This window comes from Mesorhizobium sp. M0514 (genome assembly GCF_040321145.1).
In the GTDB taxonomy this organism is placed as follows: Bacteria; Pseudomonadota; Alphaproteobacteria; order Rhizobiales; family Rhizobiaceae; genus Mesorhizobium.
Genome location: NZ_JAMYQZ010000027.1, coordinates 17,920 through 34,407, shown reverse-complemented (window position 1 = coordinate 34,407; position 16,488 = coordinate 17,920). Strand labels below are relative to the sequence as shown.

General features: G+C 63.8%; 17 protein-coding genes. 3 read left to right on the top strand and 14 right to left on the bottom strand.

Annotation, left to right across the window (positions count from 1 at the left end):
• Window positions 1-21: 21 nt before the first annotated feature.
• From NKI61_RS13640 to cysG, 6 genes are all read right to left on the bottom strand, one after another.
• Entirely contained in the window at window positions 22-144 is a 123-nt protein-coding gene (locus NKI61_RS13640) for a hypothetical protein (RefSeq protein ID WP_023728539.1), read from the bottom strand.
• A gap of 42 nt (window positions 145-186) precedes the next feature.
• A complete protein-coding gene (locus NKI61_RS13635; RefSeq protein ID WP_352460462.1) occupies window positions 187-720 on the bottom strand; it encodes a DUF934 domain-containing protein in 534 nt (177 codons plus the stop codon).
• 117 nt (window positions 721-837) lie between these two features.
• On the bottom strand, window positions 838-1,602 hold the full coding sequence (locus NKI61_RS13630) for a phosphoadenylyl-sulfate reductase (RefSeq protein ID WP_352839779.1): 765 nt from the start codon (window positions 1,600-1,602) through the stop codon (window positions 838-840).
• Window positions 1,577-3,247, bottom strand: a complete 1,671-nt coding sequence (locus NKI61_RS13625) for a nitrite/sulfite reductase (RefSeq protein WP_352839777.1) — start codon at window positions 3,245-3,247, stop codon at window positions 1,577-1,579. Before NKI61_RS13625 ends, NKI61_RS13630 begins: the two co-directional genes overlap by 26 nt.
• A gap of 35 nt (window positions 3,248-3,282) precedes the next feature.
• Window positions 3,283-3,576 carry a DUF2849 domain-containing protein gene (locus tag NKI61_RS13620; RefSeq protein ID WP_023691980.1) on the bottom strand — a complete coding sequence of 98 codons (294 nt, stop codon included), beginning with the start codon at window positions 3,574-3,576 and terminating at the stop codon, window positions 3,283-3,285.
• Window positions 3,573-5,024 (bottom strand): siroheme synthase CysG, encoded by a 1,452-nt coding sequence (gene cysG, locus NKI61_RS13615; RefSeq protein WP_352839776.1) that lies wholly within the window; start codon window positions 5,022-5,024, stop codon window positions 3,573-3,575. The genes NKI61_RS13620 and cysG overlap by 4 nt, the downstream gene beginning before the upstream one ends.
• Window positions 5,025-5,442: 418 nt before the next feature.
• On the opposite strand from cysG, the gene NKI61_RS13610 reads away from it, so the two are divergent.
• The gene (locus NKI61_RS13610; RefSeq protein ID WP_352839775.1) at window positions 5,443-5,892 is read left to right on the top strand and encodes a baeRF12 domain-containing protein; all 450 of its coding nucleotides are present in this window, start codon (window positions 5,443-5,445) and stop codon (window positions 5,890-5,892) included.
• A gap of 186 nt (window positions 5,893-6,078) precedes the next feature.
• Window positions 6,079-7,869, top strand: coding sequence for a cation:proton antiporter domain-containing protein (locus NKI61_RS13605; protein WP_352839774.1), 1,791 nt, complete (start codon window positions 6,079-6,081; stop codon window positions 7,867-7,869).
• A gap of 22 nt (window positions 7,870-7,891) precedes the next feature.
• On the opposite strand, the gene NKI61_RS13600 is transcribed toward NKI61_RS13605, so the two are convergent.
• Window positions 7,892-8,701 carry an AraC family transcriptional regulator gene (locus tag NKI61_RS13600; protein WP_023733593.1) on the bottom strand — a complete coding sequence of 270 codons (810 nt, stop codon included), beginning with the start codon at window positions 8,699-8,701 and terminating at the stop codon, window positions 7,892-7,894.
• Between the two features lie 111 nt (window positions 8,702-8,812).
• Between NKI61_RS13600 and NKI61_RS13595 the strand changes: the two genes are divergently transcribed.
• Window positions 8,813-9,733 (top strand): zinc-binding dehydrogenase, encoded by a 921-nt coding sequence (locus NKI61_RS13595; protein ID WP_023733594.1) that lies wholly within the window; start codon window positions 8,813-8,815, stop codon window positions 9,731-9,733.
• 15 nt (window positions 9,734-9,748) lie between these two features.
• Here the strand turns inward: NKI61_RS13595 and NKI61_RS13590 are convergent, their stop codons facing one another.
• The 7 genes from NKI61_RS13590 to NKI61_RS13560 form a co-directional block, all read right to left on the bottom strand.
• Window positions 9,749-10,501, bottom strand: a complete 753-nt coding sequence (locus tag NKI61_RS13590) for an SDR family NAD(P)-dependent oxidoreductase (protein WP_023733595.1) — start codon at window positions 10,499-10,501, stop codon at window positions 9,749-9,751.
• A gap of 130 nt (window positions 10,502-10,631) precedes the next feature.
• Window positions 10,632-12,908 (bottom strand): transglycosylase domain-containing protein, encoded by a 2,277-nt coding sequence (locus NKI61_RS13585; RefSeq protein ID WP_023740824.1) that lies wholly within the window; start codon window positions 12,906-12,908, stop codon window positions 10,632-10,634.
• A gap of 205 nt (window positions 12,909-13,113) precedes the next feature.
• The gene (locus NKI61_RS13580; RefSeq protein ID WP_023686592.1) at window positions 13,114-13,260 is read right to left on the bottom strand and encodes a hypothetical protein; all 147 of its coding nucleotides are present in this window, start codon (window positions 13,258-13,260) and stop codon (window positions 13,114-13,116) included.
• Between the two features lie 78 nt (window positions 13,261-13,338).
• Window positions 13,339-13,593 carry a GlsB/YeaQ/YmgE family stress response membrane protein gene (locus NKI61_RS13575; protein WP_023704219.1) on the bottom strand — a complete coding sequence of 85 codons (255 nt, stop codon included), beginning with the start codon at window positions 13,591-13,593 and terminating at the stop codon, window positions 13,339-13,341.
• A 105-nt stretch (window positions 13,594-13,698) separates the two neighbouring features.
• A complete protein-coding gene (locus tag NKI61_RS13570) occupies window positions 13,699-13,905 on the bottom strand; it encodes a hypothetical protein (protein WP_023683046.1) in 207 nt (68 codons plus the stop codon).
• 81 nt (window positions 13,906-13,986) lie between these two features.
• Window positions 13,987-14,607: a ribonuclease D gene (locus NKI61_RS13565; RefSeq protein WP_031245915.1), complete on the bottom strand. Its 621-nt coding sequence runs from the start codon at window positions 14,605-14,607 to the stop codon at window positions 13,987-13,989.
• A gap of 77 nt (window positions 14,608-14,684) precedes the next feature.
• Window positions 14,685-16,070 (bottom strand): M20/M25/M40 family metallo-hydrolase, encoded by a 1,386-nt coding sequence (locus tag NKI61_RS13560; protein ID WP_023698187.1) that lies wholly within the window; start codon window positions 16,068-16,070, stop codon window positions 14,685-14,687.
• Between the last annotated feature and the right edge of the window lie 418 nt (window positions 16,071-16,488).

Genomic DNA, 16,488 nt, shown 5'->3' with positions numbered 1-16,488 from the left:
CAGGTTGCCTTGCGCTCCGCATCAGGACCTTGCAGCCCTGATCACGTCAGCCGCCTTTTCGGCGATCATGATGGTCGCTGCATTGGTGTTGCCGCCGATCAGCGCGGCTTCCTCCCTGGCGGATACTTCCGTCCGGACAGCCAAGAGATCACAGTCTTTGTAAAGACAGGCGAAATTACCGCTGCGTCAGCTGTTGCGAACGCGCCGCCAGGAGTATTTCGGCCCCTTCGGCTCCGACGCTTCGGTCGGCTGATAGTAAAGGCCCAGCCCGCCTGTGCGGCCTTCTTCGAGGCGCTTCAGCAGAACCGGGTTGGAGATTTCGAACTCGTCGAAGCCGAGGCGCAGCATATGCGGCAGCTGGTCGACGAGCACCTGGCCAGTGGCGCGGACCGCGCCCTCGAAATGGTAGCGGCTGCGCAGCAATTCGCCCTTGGAAAACGAGCGGCCGTCGCTGAAGGCCGGGAAGGCCAGCGCCACCAGCGACAGCTGGTCGAGCAGATCCACAATCTTTTCCAGCTGGTCGCCGGGCTGCAGCGCGACGCCAAGCCGCTCCTTGGCCGAGCGCCGCACTTCGGCATCGAGGCCGAGAAATGCCTGCAACGGCAGGATGAAGCGGCCATTGCCCGCCAGTGCATCCGCACTTTCGGCATGTGTCCACTCGTCTTCGCGAAAACCCGTCCGGGTCCAGAGGCGGGTCTCCGCTGTGGTCTGTTCAGTCATAGAAAATTCCTAAAGCCCTAAAAATCGAAAGTCCGCGAAAGCCGGTCCACACCAAACCGGCGGCCTCCGAGCGGAAGCCGCCGTTGCAGGCCAGCCTCACCTGAATATCACCATAGCTTAAAGGGATGCGTCGGTCAGCGACACTTCCAGTCCCGACAGATGGATGCCGCACTCGGTCTTGGCATGACCGGCCCAGCGTCCGCTTCGCGCATCCTCGCCCGGCTGCACCGGCTGCGTGCATGGGAAGCAGCCGATCGACAGATAGCCGTACGCAACCAGCGGATTTTCGCGCAGCGCATGCGCGCGCATGTAGTCAGCCTGGTCGGATGTCGTCCAGTGCGCCAGCGGATTGATGCGTACGCGCGGGCCGACCGCCTCGAACACCGGCAGCGCGGCTCGCGTCGCCGCCTGGAAGCGCTTGCGGCCGGTCAGCCAGGCCCGGAAGGGGGCGACGCCGCGCGCCAGCGGCTCGACCTTGCGCACGTCGCAGCAGGCATCGGTATTGCTCTGGTGCAGATTGCCGGTCGGATCGACCCGCTCGAGCGCCGTGTCTTCGGGCTTGATCACCCTGATGTTGGTCAGCCCGAAATCGGCGACCAGCGCATCGCGATAGCCCAGCGTCTCCTCGAAATGCTTGCCGGTGTCCAGGAAGATGACCGGCAGCGTGCGGTCGACCTTGGCGATCATATGCAGCAGGACGGCGGAATCCGCGCCGAAGGACGACACGGCGGCCATCTCGTCATGAAACAATTCGCTCGCCGCGCGTTCGATGATGTCGAGCGGGCTCAGATGTCCATACAGCGCGTCGAAACCCGCCGCTTTGGCGGCGATGCTGTCGTCGACGTCGACGATGCGGTCAAGCGGCCTTGGTTTCGCCAGCATAGAGCGCCTCCTTGAACGGCGCGGGACCGACACGGCGGTAGGCGTCGATAAAACGTTCACTGGGACCGAGCCGAAGGCCGAGATAGGTGTCGACGATCTGCTCGATGGCGTCGGTGATCTCTTCCGAAGAGAAGCCGCGGCCGATGATTTCGCCAACCGAGGTGTTCTCGTCGGCCGATCCGCCAAGCGTCACCTGGTACAGTTCGGAGCCTTTCTTCTCGACGCCGAGGATACCGATATGGCCGACATGGTGATGTCCGCAGGCATTGATGCAGCCGGAAATCTTCAGCTTCAATTCGCCGATCTCGCGCTGCCGCTCCAGCGAGGCGAAGCGAAGCGAAATCTCCTGCGCGATCGGGATCGAGCGCGCTGTCGCCAGCGCGCAATAATCGAGGCCAGGGCACGCGATGATGTCGCTGATCAGGTTGGAATTGGCCGTCGCCAGACCAATATCGACCAGCGCATCATAGACGGCCTTGAGATCGGCGCGCGCCACATGCGGCAGGATCAGGTTCTGCTCATGGCTGACGCGCAGTTCGTCGAACGCGTATTTCTCGGCGATGTCGGCGACCGCTTCCATCTGGCTGTCCGTGGCATCGCCCGGCACCTCGCCGATGCCTTTCAGCGAAATCGTCACCGCGGCATAGTCGGGATGGCGATGCGTCACGACATTCTGGTCGAGCCAATCCGAGAAGCTTTTGGAATCGAGCCGCGCCAGCTTGATCGCCGCGTCGCCTTCCGGCCGGGCGGTCAGTGCCGGCGGCGCGAAATAGGCGTCGATGGCACGGATGTCGGCTTCTGGCAGCTTCAGCTCGGCGTCCTTCAGCGCCTGCCATTCGGCCTCGACCTGGCGGGTGATTTCCTCGACGCCGGTCTCGTGGACGAGGATCTTGATGCGCGCCTTGTACTTGTTGTCGCGGCGACCATAGAGATTGTACACGCGCAGGATCGCCGTGCAGTAGGACAGCAGGTCGGCTTCCGGCAGGAAGTCGCGGATCTTGCGCGCCACCATCGGCGTGCGGCCCTGGCCGCCACCGACATAGACGGCAAAGCCGAGCTCGCCGGCGGCATTCTTCTTCAGATGCAGACCGATATCATGCGTCTGGATGGCGGCGCGGTCGCGCTCGGCCCCGGTCACCGCGATCTTGAACTTGCGCGGCAGGAACGAGAATTCCGGATGCACCGACGACCATTGCCGCAGGATCTCGGCATAGGGGCGCGGATCGGCGACCTCGTCGGCGGCGGCGCCGGCGAAATGGTCGGCGGTGACGTTGCGGATGCAATTGCCGCTGGTCTGGATGGCATGCATCTCGACGCTGGCGAGATCGGCCAGGATCGCCGGAATGTCGGACAGCGCCGGCCAGTTGAACTGGATGTTCTGGCGCGTGGTGAAGTGGCCGTAGCCCTTGTCGTATTTGCGCGCGATGTGGCCGAGCATGCGCAACTGAGCGCTGTTCAGCGTGCCATAGGGCACCGCGATGCGCAGCATGTAGGCGTGCAGCTGCAGGTAGACGCCGTTCATCAGCCGCAGCGGCCGGAACTGATCCTCGGTGATCTCGCCGGACAGCCGGCGTTCGACCTGGTCGCTGAACTCGGCGACGCGGGCCTGGACAAAATCGTGGTCGAACTCATCGTAGCGGTACATGTTTCGTCTTTCAGGGCGCGTCCGCCCGTATTTTGTTAAGCTGCCCGCGCAGCCTGCTTGCCCAGATCTTCCCGGATGGTCGGGCCGGCGGCGCGGATCTTTTCGCGCAGCCGCACCGGCACGACGATGCCATTGACGACTTCAGCGTCGATCAGATTGACGTCGACAACCTGATTGTTGGCGTTGGCCTTGGCGCCGATTGCTTCCAGCCTGTCCTCTGCCGCTTGGTCATGGGCAAGGTCGGCATGGTCGACCGTCTCGGCCCAGCCGCCATCGGCGTACCAGACGGCGATGCCGTCGGAGAGGCGGTTTGCGGTCAGTATCTTCATGGCTCGACCTCTGCGTCGGCCGCATTGGCGGCGCTCTCATGACTATGTGCCGCGAGCGGCTCGGAACGTTCAAAGTTGGCGCCGGCAACCGCGTCGCCGATGATGGTCATCACCGGACCGGCCAGATCGGCGCGCTCTTCCAGCGACGGCAAATCGGCCAGCGTGCCGTGGAAACGGCGGCGGTTCTGCAAGCTGGCATTCTCGACCACGGCAACCGCCGTGTCCGGCGACAGGCCGGCCTCGATCAGCCGTCCGGCGACTTCGGCGGCGACCGAGCGGCCCATATAGACGGCGACGGTGGCGCCGGAAATGGCGAGCTTGGCCCAATCCGGCAGCGAATTGCCCTTCAGATCATGGCCGGTAGTGAACACCATCGACGAGGAGACGCCGCGCAGCGTCAGCGGCAGCTCGAAATCGGCGGCGGCGGCAAAGGCGGCGGTGACGCCGGGGACGACATCATAGGCGATGCCGGCATCTCGCAGTGCGGCCATCTCCTCGCCGGCGCGGCCGAACACCAGCGGGTCGCCCGACTTCAGCCGCACGACGCGCTTGCCCTGCCTGCCAAGATCGACCAGCAGCGCATTGATCTCGGCCTGGCTCTTGGTGTGGCATCCCTTGCGTTTTCCGACCGGCAGCCGCTCGGCGTCGCGGCGGCCCATGGCGACGATCGCCTCCGGCACCAACGCGTCATAGACGATGACGTCGGCTTCCATCAAAAGCCGATGCGCGCGCAGCGTCAGAATATCCTCAGCACCTGGCCCGGCGCCGACCAGGGCGATATGGCCCGAAGCCGGAGCCTTCGACAGCAACAGATCGGCGGCGGCGTCATGCGCCTGCGAAAGCTCGCCGGCTTCGACGGCGCGCGCCGGTGCACCCTGGAAAAAACTGCTCCAGAACTGGCGGCGGGCGTTGCCTTTCGGCAGCAGCTTTTCGGCGGCACCCCGGAACGAGGCGGCAAGCGCTGCCAGCGGCCCGAGCGACGGCGACAGCATGCGGTCGATGCGGCTGCGCAGCATCTGCGCCAGCACCGGACCCGCGCCTTCCGTGCCGATGGCGATGGCGACCGGGGCGCGGTTGACCAGCGCCGGGGTGAAGAAATCGCACAGCTCCGGCCGGTCGACGGCATTGACCGGAATGCCAAGGCGGCGCGCATCGTCGGCGACGCGGCGGTCGAGCGTCTCGTCGCCACTGGCGGCAAACACCAGGACCGCGCCTTCGAGATGCGCGGCGTCGTAGGGGGCGTCGATACGGATGGCGCCGGTCGTGGCGATGAAGCTCAGCAATTCGGCGTCGGCAACATCGGCGATGATGCGAAGCACAGCACTCGACTGATCAAGTAGCCGCGCCTTGGCCAATGCTTCGACGCCGCCGCCGACGATGGCCACGGCTTCGCCTTCGACCCGCATGAAGACCGGGAACGCGGTGAGCTTGGGATTGGCGTGCGGCATGACGAACAGATTCCGGAACAATTCGGCAGTTTTAGGCGCGGACGCGAAAAAGCTGAAGGAACCCACTCGCGCATCCCCTGACGGGAGGCAATCGCTTTTCCGCAAGCCAAAGGGCCAAGAGAAAAATATTCCACATCCGCATATCAGGCGGATTCAAGCTACTGCCGCAGGCCTTGTTCTGCGGCTCTTTTATCCGGCAGTCGGCCAAGCTGCAAAATTGTTTTTTCTAAATTCTACCAATTTAGTAGATTAAAGCCGTCACCTCGGACATTGCTCCGATGGACGATAGATCGGGCTCGATATGGCTGCGTGCGATCTCGGCGAACGAAGTGGAACGTTCCCGCTTCGCCACGCGTTCTGCCCCTGCCGCAACAGACAATCGTCGGCTGGATTTGAACCTTCAAACAGGAGCCCGCAAATGAGCAAGATCAACCTGAAACATGGCCTTCTGGTCATGGTGGCCGATGGCGAGAAAGCGCTGTTCCTGAAGAACGAGGGCGACAATCTCTATCCGCACCTGCAGCTCTTCCAAGAGATGAACCAGGACAATCCGACAACGCGCGAACAAGGCAGCGACAGTCCCGGCCGCTACAATGACGGCCCCTCCGTGCATCGCAGCACGGTTGAGGAAACCGACTGGCACCGGCAGGGCAAGGAACGCTTTGCCGAAGAGATCGCGGACCGGCTCTACAAGCTCGCCCATCACGGCATCTTCGACGACATCGTGCTGGTCGCGCCACCGCTGGTGCTCGGCACCATGCGCAAGAAATTGCACAAGGAAGTCACCGACAAGGTGCAGGCGGAGATCCCAAAGACACTGACCAACCGCCCGCTGATCGACATCGAGGCCATGCTGCAGGCGGCGTGACGCTCATCGATCATTCGGTATTGGCGCGCGCAGCGGTTTTGCTGCGCGTGCCTTTCGTTTTCGGTGCCTCTGGCCACCAATTTACGTCTTGCGGGTTGCGTCGCCCGCACCCCCTCCACCATATTGCAAAGGCGGCGGCTGCGGGCGGCGCACACCCGACATTTCCCGAAAGGCGCTCCATAGACAATGCCGCATGACACGCCCCTTATCGCCACCATCGTCGCCGGTCTGGGGCTGGCATTCATCTTCGGGGCGCTCGCCAACCGTTTTCGCATCCCGCCGCTGGTCGGCTACCTCGTCGCCGGCGTACTGGTCGGACCGAACACGCCGGGTTTCGTCGCCGATGCCGGTCTTGCCAATGAGTTGGCCGAAATCGGCGTCATCCTGCTCATGTTCGGCGTCGGCCTGCATTTCTCGCTGAAGGATCTTCTCTCCGTCCGCGCCATCGCCGTACCCGGCGCCATCGTCCAGATCGGCTTTGCCACCGCGCTGGGCGCCGGCCTTGCCTGGATGCTCGGCTGGTCGATGGGCGCAGGGCTCGTCTTCGGTCTGGCGCTTTCCGTCGCGTCCACAGTGGTGCTGTTGCGCGCGTTGCAGGAGCGACGGCTGATCGAGACCGAGCGCGGCCGCATCGCCGTCGGCTGGCTGATCGTCGAGGACCTCGCCATGGTGCTGGCGCTGGTGCTTTTGCCGGCGTTGGCCGGCGTGCTCGGCGGCCAGCCGCAGGTCGATGACCATGCGAGCCTTTTGTCGCTGCCGGCCAGCTACGGCATCTGGGGCGTCGTCGGCCTCACGCTCGCCAAGGTCGCCGCCTTCGTCATCGTCATGCTGGTGGTCGGCCGCCGGGTCATTCCGTGGATCCTGCATTACGTCGCCCATACCGGCTCGCGCGAACTGTTCCGGCTGGCGGTGCTGGCGATCGCGCTCGGCGTCGCATTCGGCGCCGCCAAACTGTTCGGCGTCTGGCTGGCGCTCGGTGCCTTCTTCGCCGGCATGATCATGAGCGAATCCGAGCTCAGCCACCGCGCGGCGGAGGAATCACTGCCGCTGCGCGACGCCTTCTCGGTGCTGTTCTTCGTCTCGGTCGGCATGCTGTTCGATCCGTTCAGCCTGATGAGCAATGGCTGGCCGATCCTGGCGACGCTGGCCATCATCGTCATCGGCAAGTCGCTGGCCGCCTTCGTTATCGTCATCGCCTTCCGCTATCCGCTGGGAACCGCCTTGATGATCTCGGCCAGCCTCGCGCAGATCGGCGAATTCTCCTTCATCCTGGCCGAGCTCGGCGTCGGGCTGAAGCTGTTGCCCGAACAGGGACGCGACCTGATCCTGGCAGGCGCCATCCTGTCGATCCTGGTCAATCCGCTGATGTTCCTCGCCCTCGACTGGATGAAGCCATGGCTGGACGCGCGCGCCGCCAAGGCAGCACCACCGGAAGAGGCCAAGCCGGTCGGCCCGGCGACGCAGCCCGGACAAGTGGCCTCGGTGGCCGCCGCGGCAAAAGAGAATGGCCCACCGCCACGCACAACGCTTTCGGGCCACACCATCCTGATCGGCTACGGCCGCGTCGGCAGCCTGGTCGGCGCGGCGCTGAAACAGGCATCGCTGCCCTTCCTGGTCATCGAGGACGCCGACAAGACGCTGGCGAGGCTCAGAGACGACGGCGTCGAAATCGTCTCCGGCAATGCGGCCAATGGGGGCGTGTTTGCCGCCGCCAATCCGCAGGGGGCCAAACGCTTGATCCTTGCCATCCCCAACGCGTTCGAGGCCGGGCAGATCGTGCTCAGGGCACGCGCCGCGAATCCCGGCATCAACGTCATAGCGAGGGCCCATTCCGATGCCGAGGTCGAGCATCTCAAAGGCCTCGGCGCCGACACCGTCATCATGGGCGAACGCGAGATCGCCCGCGGCATCGTGCAAGAAGTGCTGGAGCAAAAGCCGATGCCGCGTCCCGAAGCCATTGAGCCCTCCCCGGCCTGAGGCTTGCCCACAGGCGCGTTGATCACGCCACGAAGGCGGAGCCGCCATTATGCGCGACGCTGGCGAGATACTTTGCCGGCGGCTTGCCGAGCGCTTTCTTGAACATGGTGATGAAGGCGGTGACGGAGGCGTAGCCGAGATCGCCCGAAACCTGCTGCACGCTGGCACCCGAGGCCAGCTCCCGTATGGCCACGATCAGGTGCAATTGCTGGCGCCAGCGGCCGAAGCTCAGGCCGGTCTCCTTCACAATGAGACGGGCGAGGCTGCTTTCTGAGAGCGCGACGCGGTTGGCCCACTCGGCAAGCGTGCTGCGGTCGGCGGGGTCCTGCGCCAATGCTTCGGCGATCCGCCGTAAGCGCGGCTCGGCGGAGATCGGCAGATGCAGTTGCTGGACAGGCATGCGCGGCAGTTCGGAGAGCAGCATCCCAGTCAAAAGCGCGTCCTTCCCGTCGTCTTCCTCCATGCGGTCGGCCAGCTCGATGATCAATTCGCGCAGCAGCGGCGAGATCGACAGCGTGCAGCACCGGTCCGGCAGATCGGCGGCTCCCGGCTCGATATAGACGAAGAAAATCCGCGCATTGGCGGTCGCGATATTGCTGTGTCCCATGCCGCCGGGAATCCACACCCCGCAATGTGGCGGCACCATCCACAGGCCGCTCGGGACGCGGCATGTGACGCCACCGCCGAGCGCGAAGACGAGTTGGCCCTTGCGGTGCCAATGGGTCGCCACTTCCGCTTTGGTTTCGGTGACATCGACGCGAACCGCAATTGCAGGAGCGATCACATCATCGACGTCGAAATTGACCCAGGGGTAGCGGAGAGGCTGTCTCATGATTGACGGCTTTTAGCGACTATTCGCCATGATAGCTAAATTCTTTGATCCGGGAAGTCGATAGGCTCTGGTTCTTGGCTGGCATTTCACAAACCGGCAGGAAGGCTTCCCATGCGCGCCCTGGTCATCTCTCCCGACAGCCCCGCCGGACTGACGTTTGCCGAGGCCAACGAACCTCAACCCCTCGCCAACGAAGCGCTTGTCTGCGTCCACGCAACCTCGTTGAACCGCGGCGAACTGCGCCTGCTCACCATACGCCCAAAAGGCTGGATACCCGGCCAGGACATCGCAGGGATTGTCGAACGGGCGGCAGCCGATGGCTCCGGGCCTGCCGTCGGCGCCCGGGTTGTGGCTTTGGTCGACGAGGCCGGCTGGGCGCAACGGGTCGCCGTTCCGACCGACCGCTTCGCCGTCATCCCGGATGAGGTCAGCTTCGTTTCCGCCGCCACGCTTCCCGTGGCGGGCACGACGGCCCTAAGGGTCTTGCGCCATGGCGGCGACCTCGCGGGACAGCAGGTCCTGATCACCGGCGCGAGCGGTGCGGTCGGCCGTTTCCAGATCCAGCTCGCCCGCGAGCAAGGCGCCGCGGTGACCGCAATCGCCGCTGCCCGGCATGCCGAGGATCTGCGCAGCCTTGGTGCCAAACAGGTTGTCGAGTCGATCGAACTGGCTGAAGGACCATTCTCGCTGATCACCGAGTCGGTCGGCGGCCAAAGCCTAGCACTCGCTATCGAGCGCGTCGCGCCGGGCGGTACCATCGTCATGTTCGGTTCGAGCAGCGGCGAACTCACACCGGTTGGCTTCAGGCAGTTCGTTCCCGGCCACGAGGGTGCGAGGCTTCAGACCTTCGCCTACTACACATCCGGTCCAGCCATTGGCGTGGACATCGCCTCGCTGCTCGCTCTGGTCGCGGCTGGCCGGCTGGAAACCCGCGTGTCCATGACCGTGCCGTGGACAGACATCGCCCAGGCTCTGGACGCCCTGCGACAGCGCAGCTTCAGCGGCAAGGCTGTTCTCACCATCGCCGAATGAGCAGTCTGTCAGTGCTCAGACGTGCTGGCCGCCATTGATGTGGATTTCCGAGCCCGTCACATAGGACGCCTGCTGCGAGCACAGGAAGAAGATGATGTCGGCGACCTCAGCCGTGGCGCCGAGGCGCCTGAGAGGGATCGTCTCGACGATCTTGTCGGTGCCCGGCGACAGGATCGCGGTGTCGATCTCGCCCGGCGCGATCGCATTGACGCGGATGCCGTGCGGGCCGAAATCATGCGCCATCTCGCGCGTCAGCGAACCGAGCGCCGCCTTCGATGTCGCATATGCGGTACCGGCGAAGGGATGCACGCGGGTGCCGGCGATCGAGGTGACGTTGACGATCGAGCCCTTCGCCGCCGCCAATTCCTTGAACAGGCCCCGCGCGAGCATGATCGGCGCGAAGAAATTGACCTGGAACACATCGCGCCAGACATGCATCGGCGTGTCGATCGAATCCATGCGGCTGTTGCCGTCCTTGAGCTTTGGCGAAATGCCGGCATTGTTGACCAGAGCGTGCAATTGCCCGCCATGCGCTTCCAGCCGGTGACGGATCTCCGAGACGGCGATGCCGACATCCTCCTGGTCGGCGAGATCGACCTTGATGTGGTCCTCTGGGCCGGCTGGCCACGGGCAATCCTCGGCAAAAGCCTGGCGCGAACAGGTGATGACCCGCCAGCCCTCACGGGAAAAGCGCTTGACCGTGGCATGGCCGATGCCGCGGCTGGCTCCGGTCAGCACGATGGTTTTTCTGGTGTCGGTCTCAGCCATGTCTGTCACTCCGGCCGGAGATGTAGCCGAATGCCGCGGAGGTGGCGAGAGGCCGAATTGTCACCGCAGCTCTCATATGAGGAACGGATTGCCAGCTAGCCATTGGTTTGAAGCCAGAATGACGAGCCGCTCAGCCGCCGCCGAGAATATCCAGGATTGAGGTTTTCCGCTTCTTGGCCGGGCCGCCGACGCTGCCCGGCGGTACCGGGTGCTTGATCGAGGCCGTGGTGCCGCCGTCGCCCGGCATGTTGAAACCGTCGGCATCGACCGTTTCGGCCGGACGGCGGACCGGTGCTTGTGCCGGTACAGCAGCAGGTGCCGGCGCAGCAGCAGGCTCCGAACGGCTGACGGCCACGGCAGGCAACGGCGCCGCCTGATTGTTATCGACTGACGGAATATCGTCGGGCACGATGGTGTCGGGCGGCGTCGACTTCCAGGTGCCGGGCAGCGGCCGGACCGGCACACCTTCATGCGCGGCCACCATGAACTCGTGCCAGGCCTGTGCCGGCAGCGCGCCACCGGTGACCTTCTTCATCGGCGTGCCGTCATCATTGCCGAACCACACGCCGGTGGTGAGGTTTGCAGTGTAGCCGACGAACCAGGCGTCGCGCGAATTCTGGCTGGTTCCGGTCTTGCCGGCAGACGGCCAGGCGAAGGCCGCCTTCTTCGCCGTGCCGATCTCGACCGTGCCGGTCATCATCGAGTTCATCATGCCGACAATGTTCTGCTTGACGACGCGCGGCGCGCTGTCGCCATTGTCGTCATAGAGCACCTTGCCTTCGGTCGTGGTGATGCGGCGGATGAAATGGATGTCGGGCTTGTAGCCGCCATTGGCGAACGGCACATAGGCCGATGTCAGCTCCAGCGGCGTCACCTCCGAAGTGCCGAGCGCGATCGAGGTGTTGGCGATCAGATCGGACTGAATGCCCATACGGTGCGCCGCCTCGACCACGGCGTCGGGCCCGACTTCCATGGTCAGCTGTGCGGCGACGGAATTCAGCGACTTCGCCAAAGCGGTCGCCAACGTCACCTTGCCGAAATACTTGCCGCCGTAATTGTCCGGTGTCCACTTGCCGATCTTGATCGGTGCGTCGTTGCGCACGCTGTCGGGCGTGCGGCCGGCTTCCAGCGCGGCCATATAGACGAACGGCTTGAACGCCGAGCCCGGCTGGCGGCGTGCTTCGGAGGCGCGGTCGAACTGGCTGGTCGAATAGTCGTAGCCGCCGACCATGGCGCGCACGGCGCCGGAATTGTCGATCGAGACCAGCGCGCCCTGGCTGACATTGAGCTTCTTGCCGCTCTCGTCGATCAGCCGGCGGATCGACTGTTCGGCGAGCTTCTGCAGGTTGAGGTCGACGGTGGTGTCGACGACGATGTCGCTGCGCACGTCACCAATCAAATCGGGCAATTCTTCCATGATGGTGTCGGCGACATAGTTTTCCGAGCCGGTCCAATAGGATGGCGCGCGCGTTGCCGGCGCGCTCATCGCCGAGGCCAGTTCCTTGGCGCTGATCTTGCCTTCGTCGCGCATGGCGGCCAGCACCAGCTGCGAACGCTCCTCCGCCGCCTTCGGATCCCGCGCCGGCGACAGTCGCGACGGCGCCTTCAAGAGGCCGGCGAGAAGGGCCGCCTCCGACAGAGTGACATCGCGCGCGCTCTTGCCGAAATAGCGACGCGAGGCCGCCTCGACGCCATAGGCGCCGGAGCCGAAATAAACCCGGTTGAGGTACATTTCGAGGATCTGGTCCTTGGTATGCTTGTGCTCCAGCCAGAGCGACAGCAGCACTTCCTGCACCTTGCGCTCCAGCGTGCGGTCGGGCTTCAGGAACAGGTTCTTGGCCAGCTGCTGGGTCAGCGTCGAGCCGCCCTGCGAGAAACGCCGGCCCAGAACATTGGTCACCATGGCGCGCGACAGGCCGATCGGGTCGATGCCGAAATGCGAATAGAAGCGGCGATCCTCGATGGCGATGACGGCTTCCGGAATGTAGGGCGACATTTCGTGCAGGCCGACCGCCTCCCCGCCGCTCATGCCGCGGTTGGCAAGCAGTTGCCCGTCGACCGAGACGATCTTGATGTTGGGCGCGCGGTCGGGGATCGACCAGGTGGTGGCCGCCGGCATCTTGGCGCCGTAATAGACGACAATGCCGGCCACCGCGATGCCGCCCCAGATGCAGAGCACGAAGCACCAGTAGAACATCCGCGCCGTCACGCCGAACAGCCCGCGCCGGGGTTTGCCGCGCTTGCCGCGTGACGATGATTTTGCCTTGGAGGTTTTGCGCGCCGAAGATGATTTGCGATTGGCCGGCACGACCCGATCCTCCTCGTTCACCGAAAAACCGGCCGCGGATTTCGCCTTTGGCGATCCCTCGAAGCTGGGTTCGATGCGACTGTCTCTGCGGTTCGCCATGCGTTGCGCTGTCTTCCCGGTGTCAATGGCGCTCGGGTTGGAGGGTAGATGCGGCGGTTTAAGGGCGCGTTAAAGCAGGGTTTATGCACCCTTCTGAAATTCCTTAAGAATTTCTAAAAATCCGCTGCCGCCAACTGGGTCCGAAAGCCGCATCCTCGCGGCCTGTCTGCCGCAAAAGGCAGAGGCCCTGGCTACCCCGAATATTTCAATTCTGCTGGATCGAAATGCCCTTGTCGTCGATCTTCAGTTCGACGCCCTTGGGCTTGGTCTGTTCGTGATAGACATATGCACCGAGCGCGATGACCACGACAACGAGCGCGCCGACAAGGAGATAGAGAGTGTTCTGTTTCACGGCGCGCTCCTTTGGCAGCAATTCCAGGAAAGCACAGGCTTTCTCCTGAGGAATTGCGTTGAATGAAAACTTAGAGCGTCAAGCTCGCTTCAGAACCTTGACCAGCACCAGCAGGATGACGGCGCCGATCGTGGCGTTGATGATGGCAGCCAGAATGCCGCCGCCGATAGCGAAGCCGAGCCTTGGAAATAGCCAGCCGGCGATCAGGGCGCCGATAATGCCGACGATGATGTTGCCGATGAGGCCGAAGCCGAAGCCCGAGACGATGAGGCCGGCGAGCCAGCCGGCAATGGCGCCGATTATGATGAAGATGAGAAGGCTTTCGATGCCCATGACGCGTTCCTCCAGGAAGAGAGGCTACGGAGCGGAAGGCCCCGAATCGGCCTCGATATCAACGACTTCAGGCTATGCGAAAGCAGTTGCACCCGCCAGCGGCGCTCATTGATCGTCGTCATCGTCGCTGGAGACTGGCCGCCAGCTGGTCGGGTCGACCTTTTTCTGGGTATCGCTGTCGGTGTAGACCCACCAGGCGCCGTCGCGATATTGCCCGACGGATTCGCTGACGACGCCGGCGCCGTCCTTCCACAGGACAGTGACCTTGGAGCCATCCGTCGGGGCGGTCGCTATCGGCTTGCGGTCTGCCACGTCATCCCCCTCATTGAGTCGACAGAAACGCCACGACGCGTGTCTGGTTCCAAGGCTGCCGGAAGCGTTATCCGAAGGCCATCAGCTGTGGGCAAAAATATCCTCTTCGTCCCAACCCATCAAATCGAGCTTGGCACGCGTCGGCAGGAAGCGGAAGCAGGCGTCGGCTTCCTTGGTGCGCCCGTCCCGCGCCAGGCGTCCAGCCAGCACCTCGCGCAGACGGTGCAGATAGAGAACGTCGGAAGCGGCATATTCGAGCTGTTCGGGCGACAGGGTCTCGGCCGCCCAGTCCGACGATTGCTGCGCCTTCGACAGGCCGACGCCAAGCAGTTCGAAGCAGATGTCCTTCAAGCCGTGCCGGTCGGTATAAGTGCGGGTCAGCCGCGAGGCGATCTTGGTGCAGAACACCGGCTCCGGCATGACGCCGAAGGCGTTGTACAGCACGGCGAGGTCGAAACGGCCGTAATGGAAAAGCTTGGTGATGCCGCGGTTGCGCAGCAGGCTGACGAGGTTCGGCGCTTTCTTCTGGCCGGGCGCGATCTGGATCACGTCGGCCGAGCCATCGCCGGGCGAAATCTGCACCACGCACAGCCGGTCGCGGTGCGGGTTCAAGCCCAGCGTCTCGGTGTCGATGGCCACCGCGTCGACATTGTAGTGGGCGAGGTCGGGCAGATCGTTCTTGTGGAAGCGGATGTCGGCCATAGTTGTCTCCGGATCGCGGCGTAACTCGTCCTCGCCGCGATCCGCTGAAAAATCAACAAGAAAACTTCCCAGCCTCCTCAGCGCGTCAGCGCATCGAGAATGCGCGCCCAGGAGCGCTGGCCCTTGTGGAAGGAGGTCAGCTCGTATTTCTCGTTGGGCGAGTGGATGCGGTCGTCGTCGAGCCCGAACCCGACCAGCAGCGATTCCATGCCGAGATAGGTCTGGAAGTCGCCGACCACCGGTATCGAGCCTCCGCTGCCGGTCGTCACCGCTGGCTTCGGCCATTCATCCGACAGCGCAGTCTTGGCCTTGGCCAGGAATGGCGAGTCGTAGGAAAGCTGAATTGCCGGCCCGCCGCCATGCGGGTGGAATTCGACCGAACAGTCCCTGGGAATGCGCGCCTTGACGAATTCCCGGAACGCGGCGCGGATCTTCTCGGGGTCCTGCTTGTGGACGAGGCGGAAGGAGATTTTCGACGACGCTTCCGCCGCGATCACCGTCTTGAACCCCTTGCCGGTGTAGCCGCCGATGATGCCGTTGAACTCGGCCGTCGGCCGCGCCCAGGTCAGTTCCATCACCGAGCGGCCTTTTTCGCCCGACGGGATCGAGAGGCCGATCGGTCCGAGGAAGGTTTCGGCGGTCTCGCCCAGAGTTTCCCATGATTTCAGGATCTGCGACGGCGTTTCCTCGACCCCGTCATAGAAGCCGGGAATGGTGATGTGGCCGTTCTCGTCATGGATGTCGGCGAGGATTTTCGCCAGGATGCGGATCGGGTTGGCGGCGGCGCCGCCATAGAGGCCCGAATGCAGGTCGCGATCGGCGGCCTTGACGGTGACCTCCTCGCCGACCATTCCGCGCAGCGAAACGCAGATCGACGGCGTTTCGCGGTCCCACATGCCGGTGTCGCAGACCAGAGCGAAATCGGCCTTGAGCTCATCGGCATTGGCCTCGAGGAACGGCTTCAGCGACGGCGAACCGGACTCCTCCTCGCCCTCGAACAGGATGGTGATGCGGCAGGGCAGATTGCCATGCACCTGCTTCCAGGCGCGGCAGGCCTCGACGAAGGTCATCAGCTGCCCCTTGTCGTCGGCCGAGCCACGGCCGGTGATTACCTTGTGACCGGGCTCGATCTCCTTGACCGCCGGCGCAAACGGGTCGTTCTCCCAAAGCTCGATCGGATCGACCGGCTGCACGTCGTAATGGCCATAAAACAGCACATGCGGCGAACCGGCGGGGCCTTCATGGTGCGCAACCACCATCGGGTGTCCCGGCGTGTCGCGCACCGAAGCGTCGAAGCCGATCAGCTTGAGGTCCGCCACCAGCCATTCGGCGGCCTTGCGGCAGTCGGCGGTATAGTCTGAATCGGTGGAGATCGACTTGATGCGGAGCAGGCCGAACAGGCGCTCCAGGCTCTGGTCGAGATTTTTGTCGAGACGGTCGAGGACGGAGGAAATGGTGGACATTACTGCGGGCCTTTCTTTTCGGTGCCGGGACCGTAAAGGCAGCGCATCAAAACGAAAAGCCCGCGATCGTTGGACCACGGACCGTAAACACTTGTCAGAAGGCAAAAAAGAACCGCCGTGGTGGAGGGGAACCACGGCGGTCTTTTACTCGAAACGATGCGGCAGCCCGGAGAGGGGGGATAGGCTGCCGCAATTGTCCGGGATAGGCGGGGGACGGGCCTTGCTCCGGACTCGGCGAAAACTGCCGATGACCTTTATTTGTGTCTCGGATCGTGGCGTTTCAAGGGCACAAAAATTACACTTTTGTAACATAGCCGTGAGCGCCGAGGCAAACAGCAGCAGGACCTATCGGCAGGCAGGCTCTGTCAGCATGTCGCCGCAACACCTGTTGGAAGCCCGCCTTTGCCATGGACCGCGC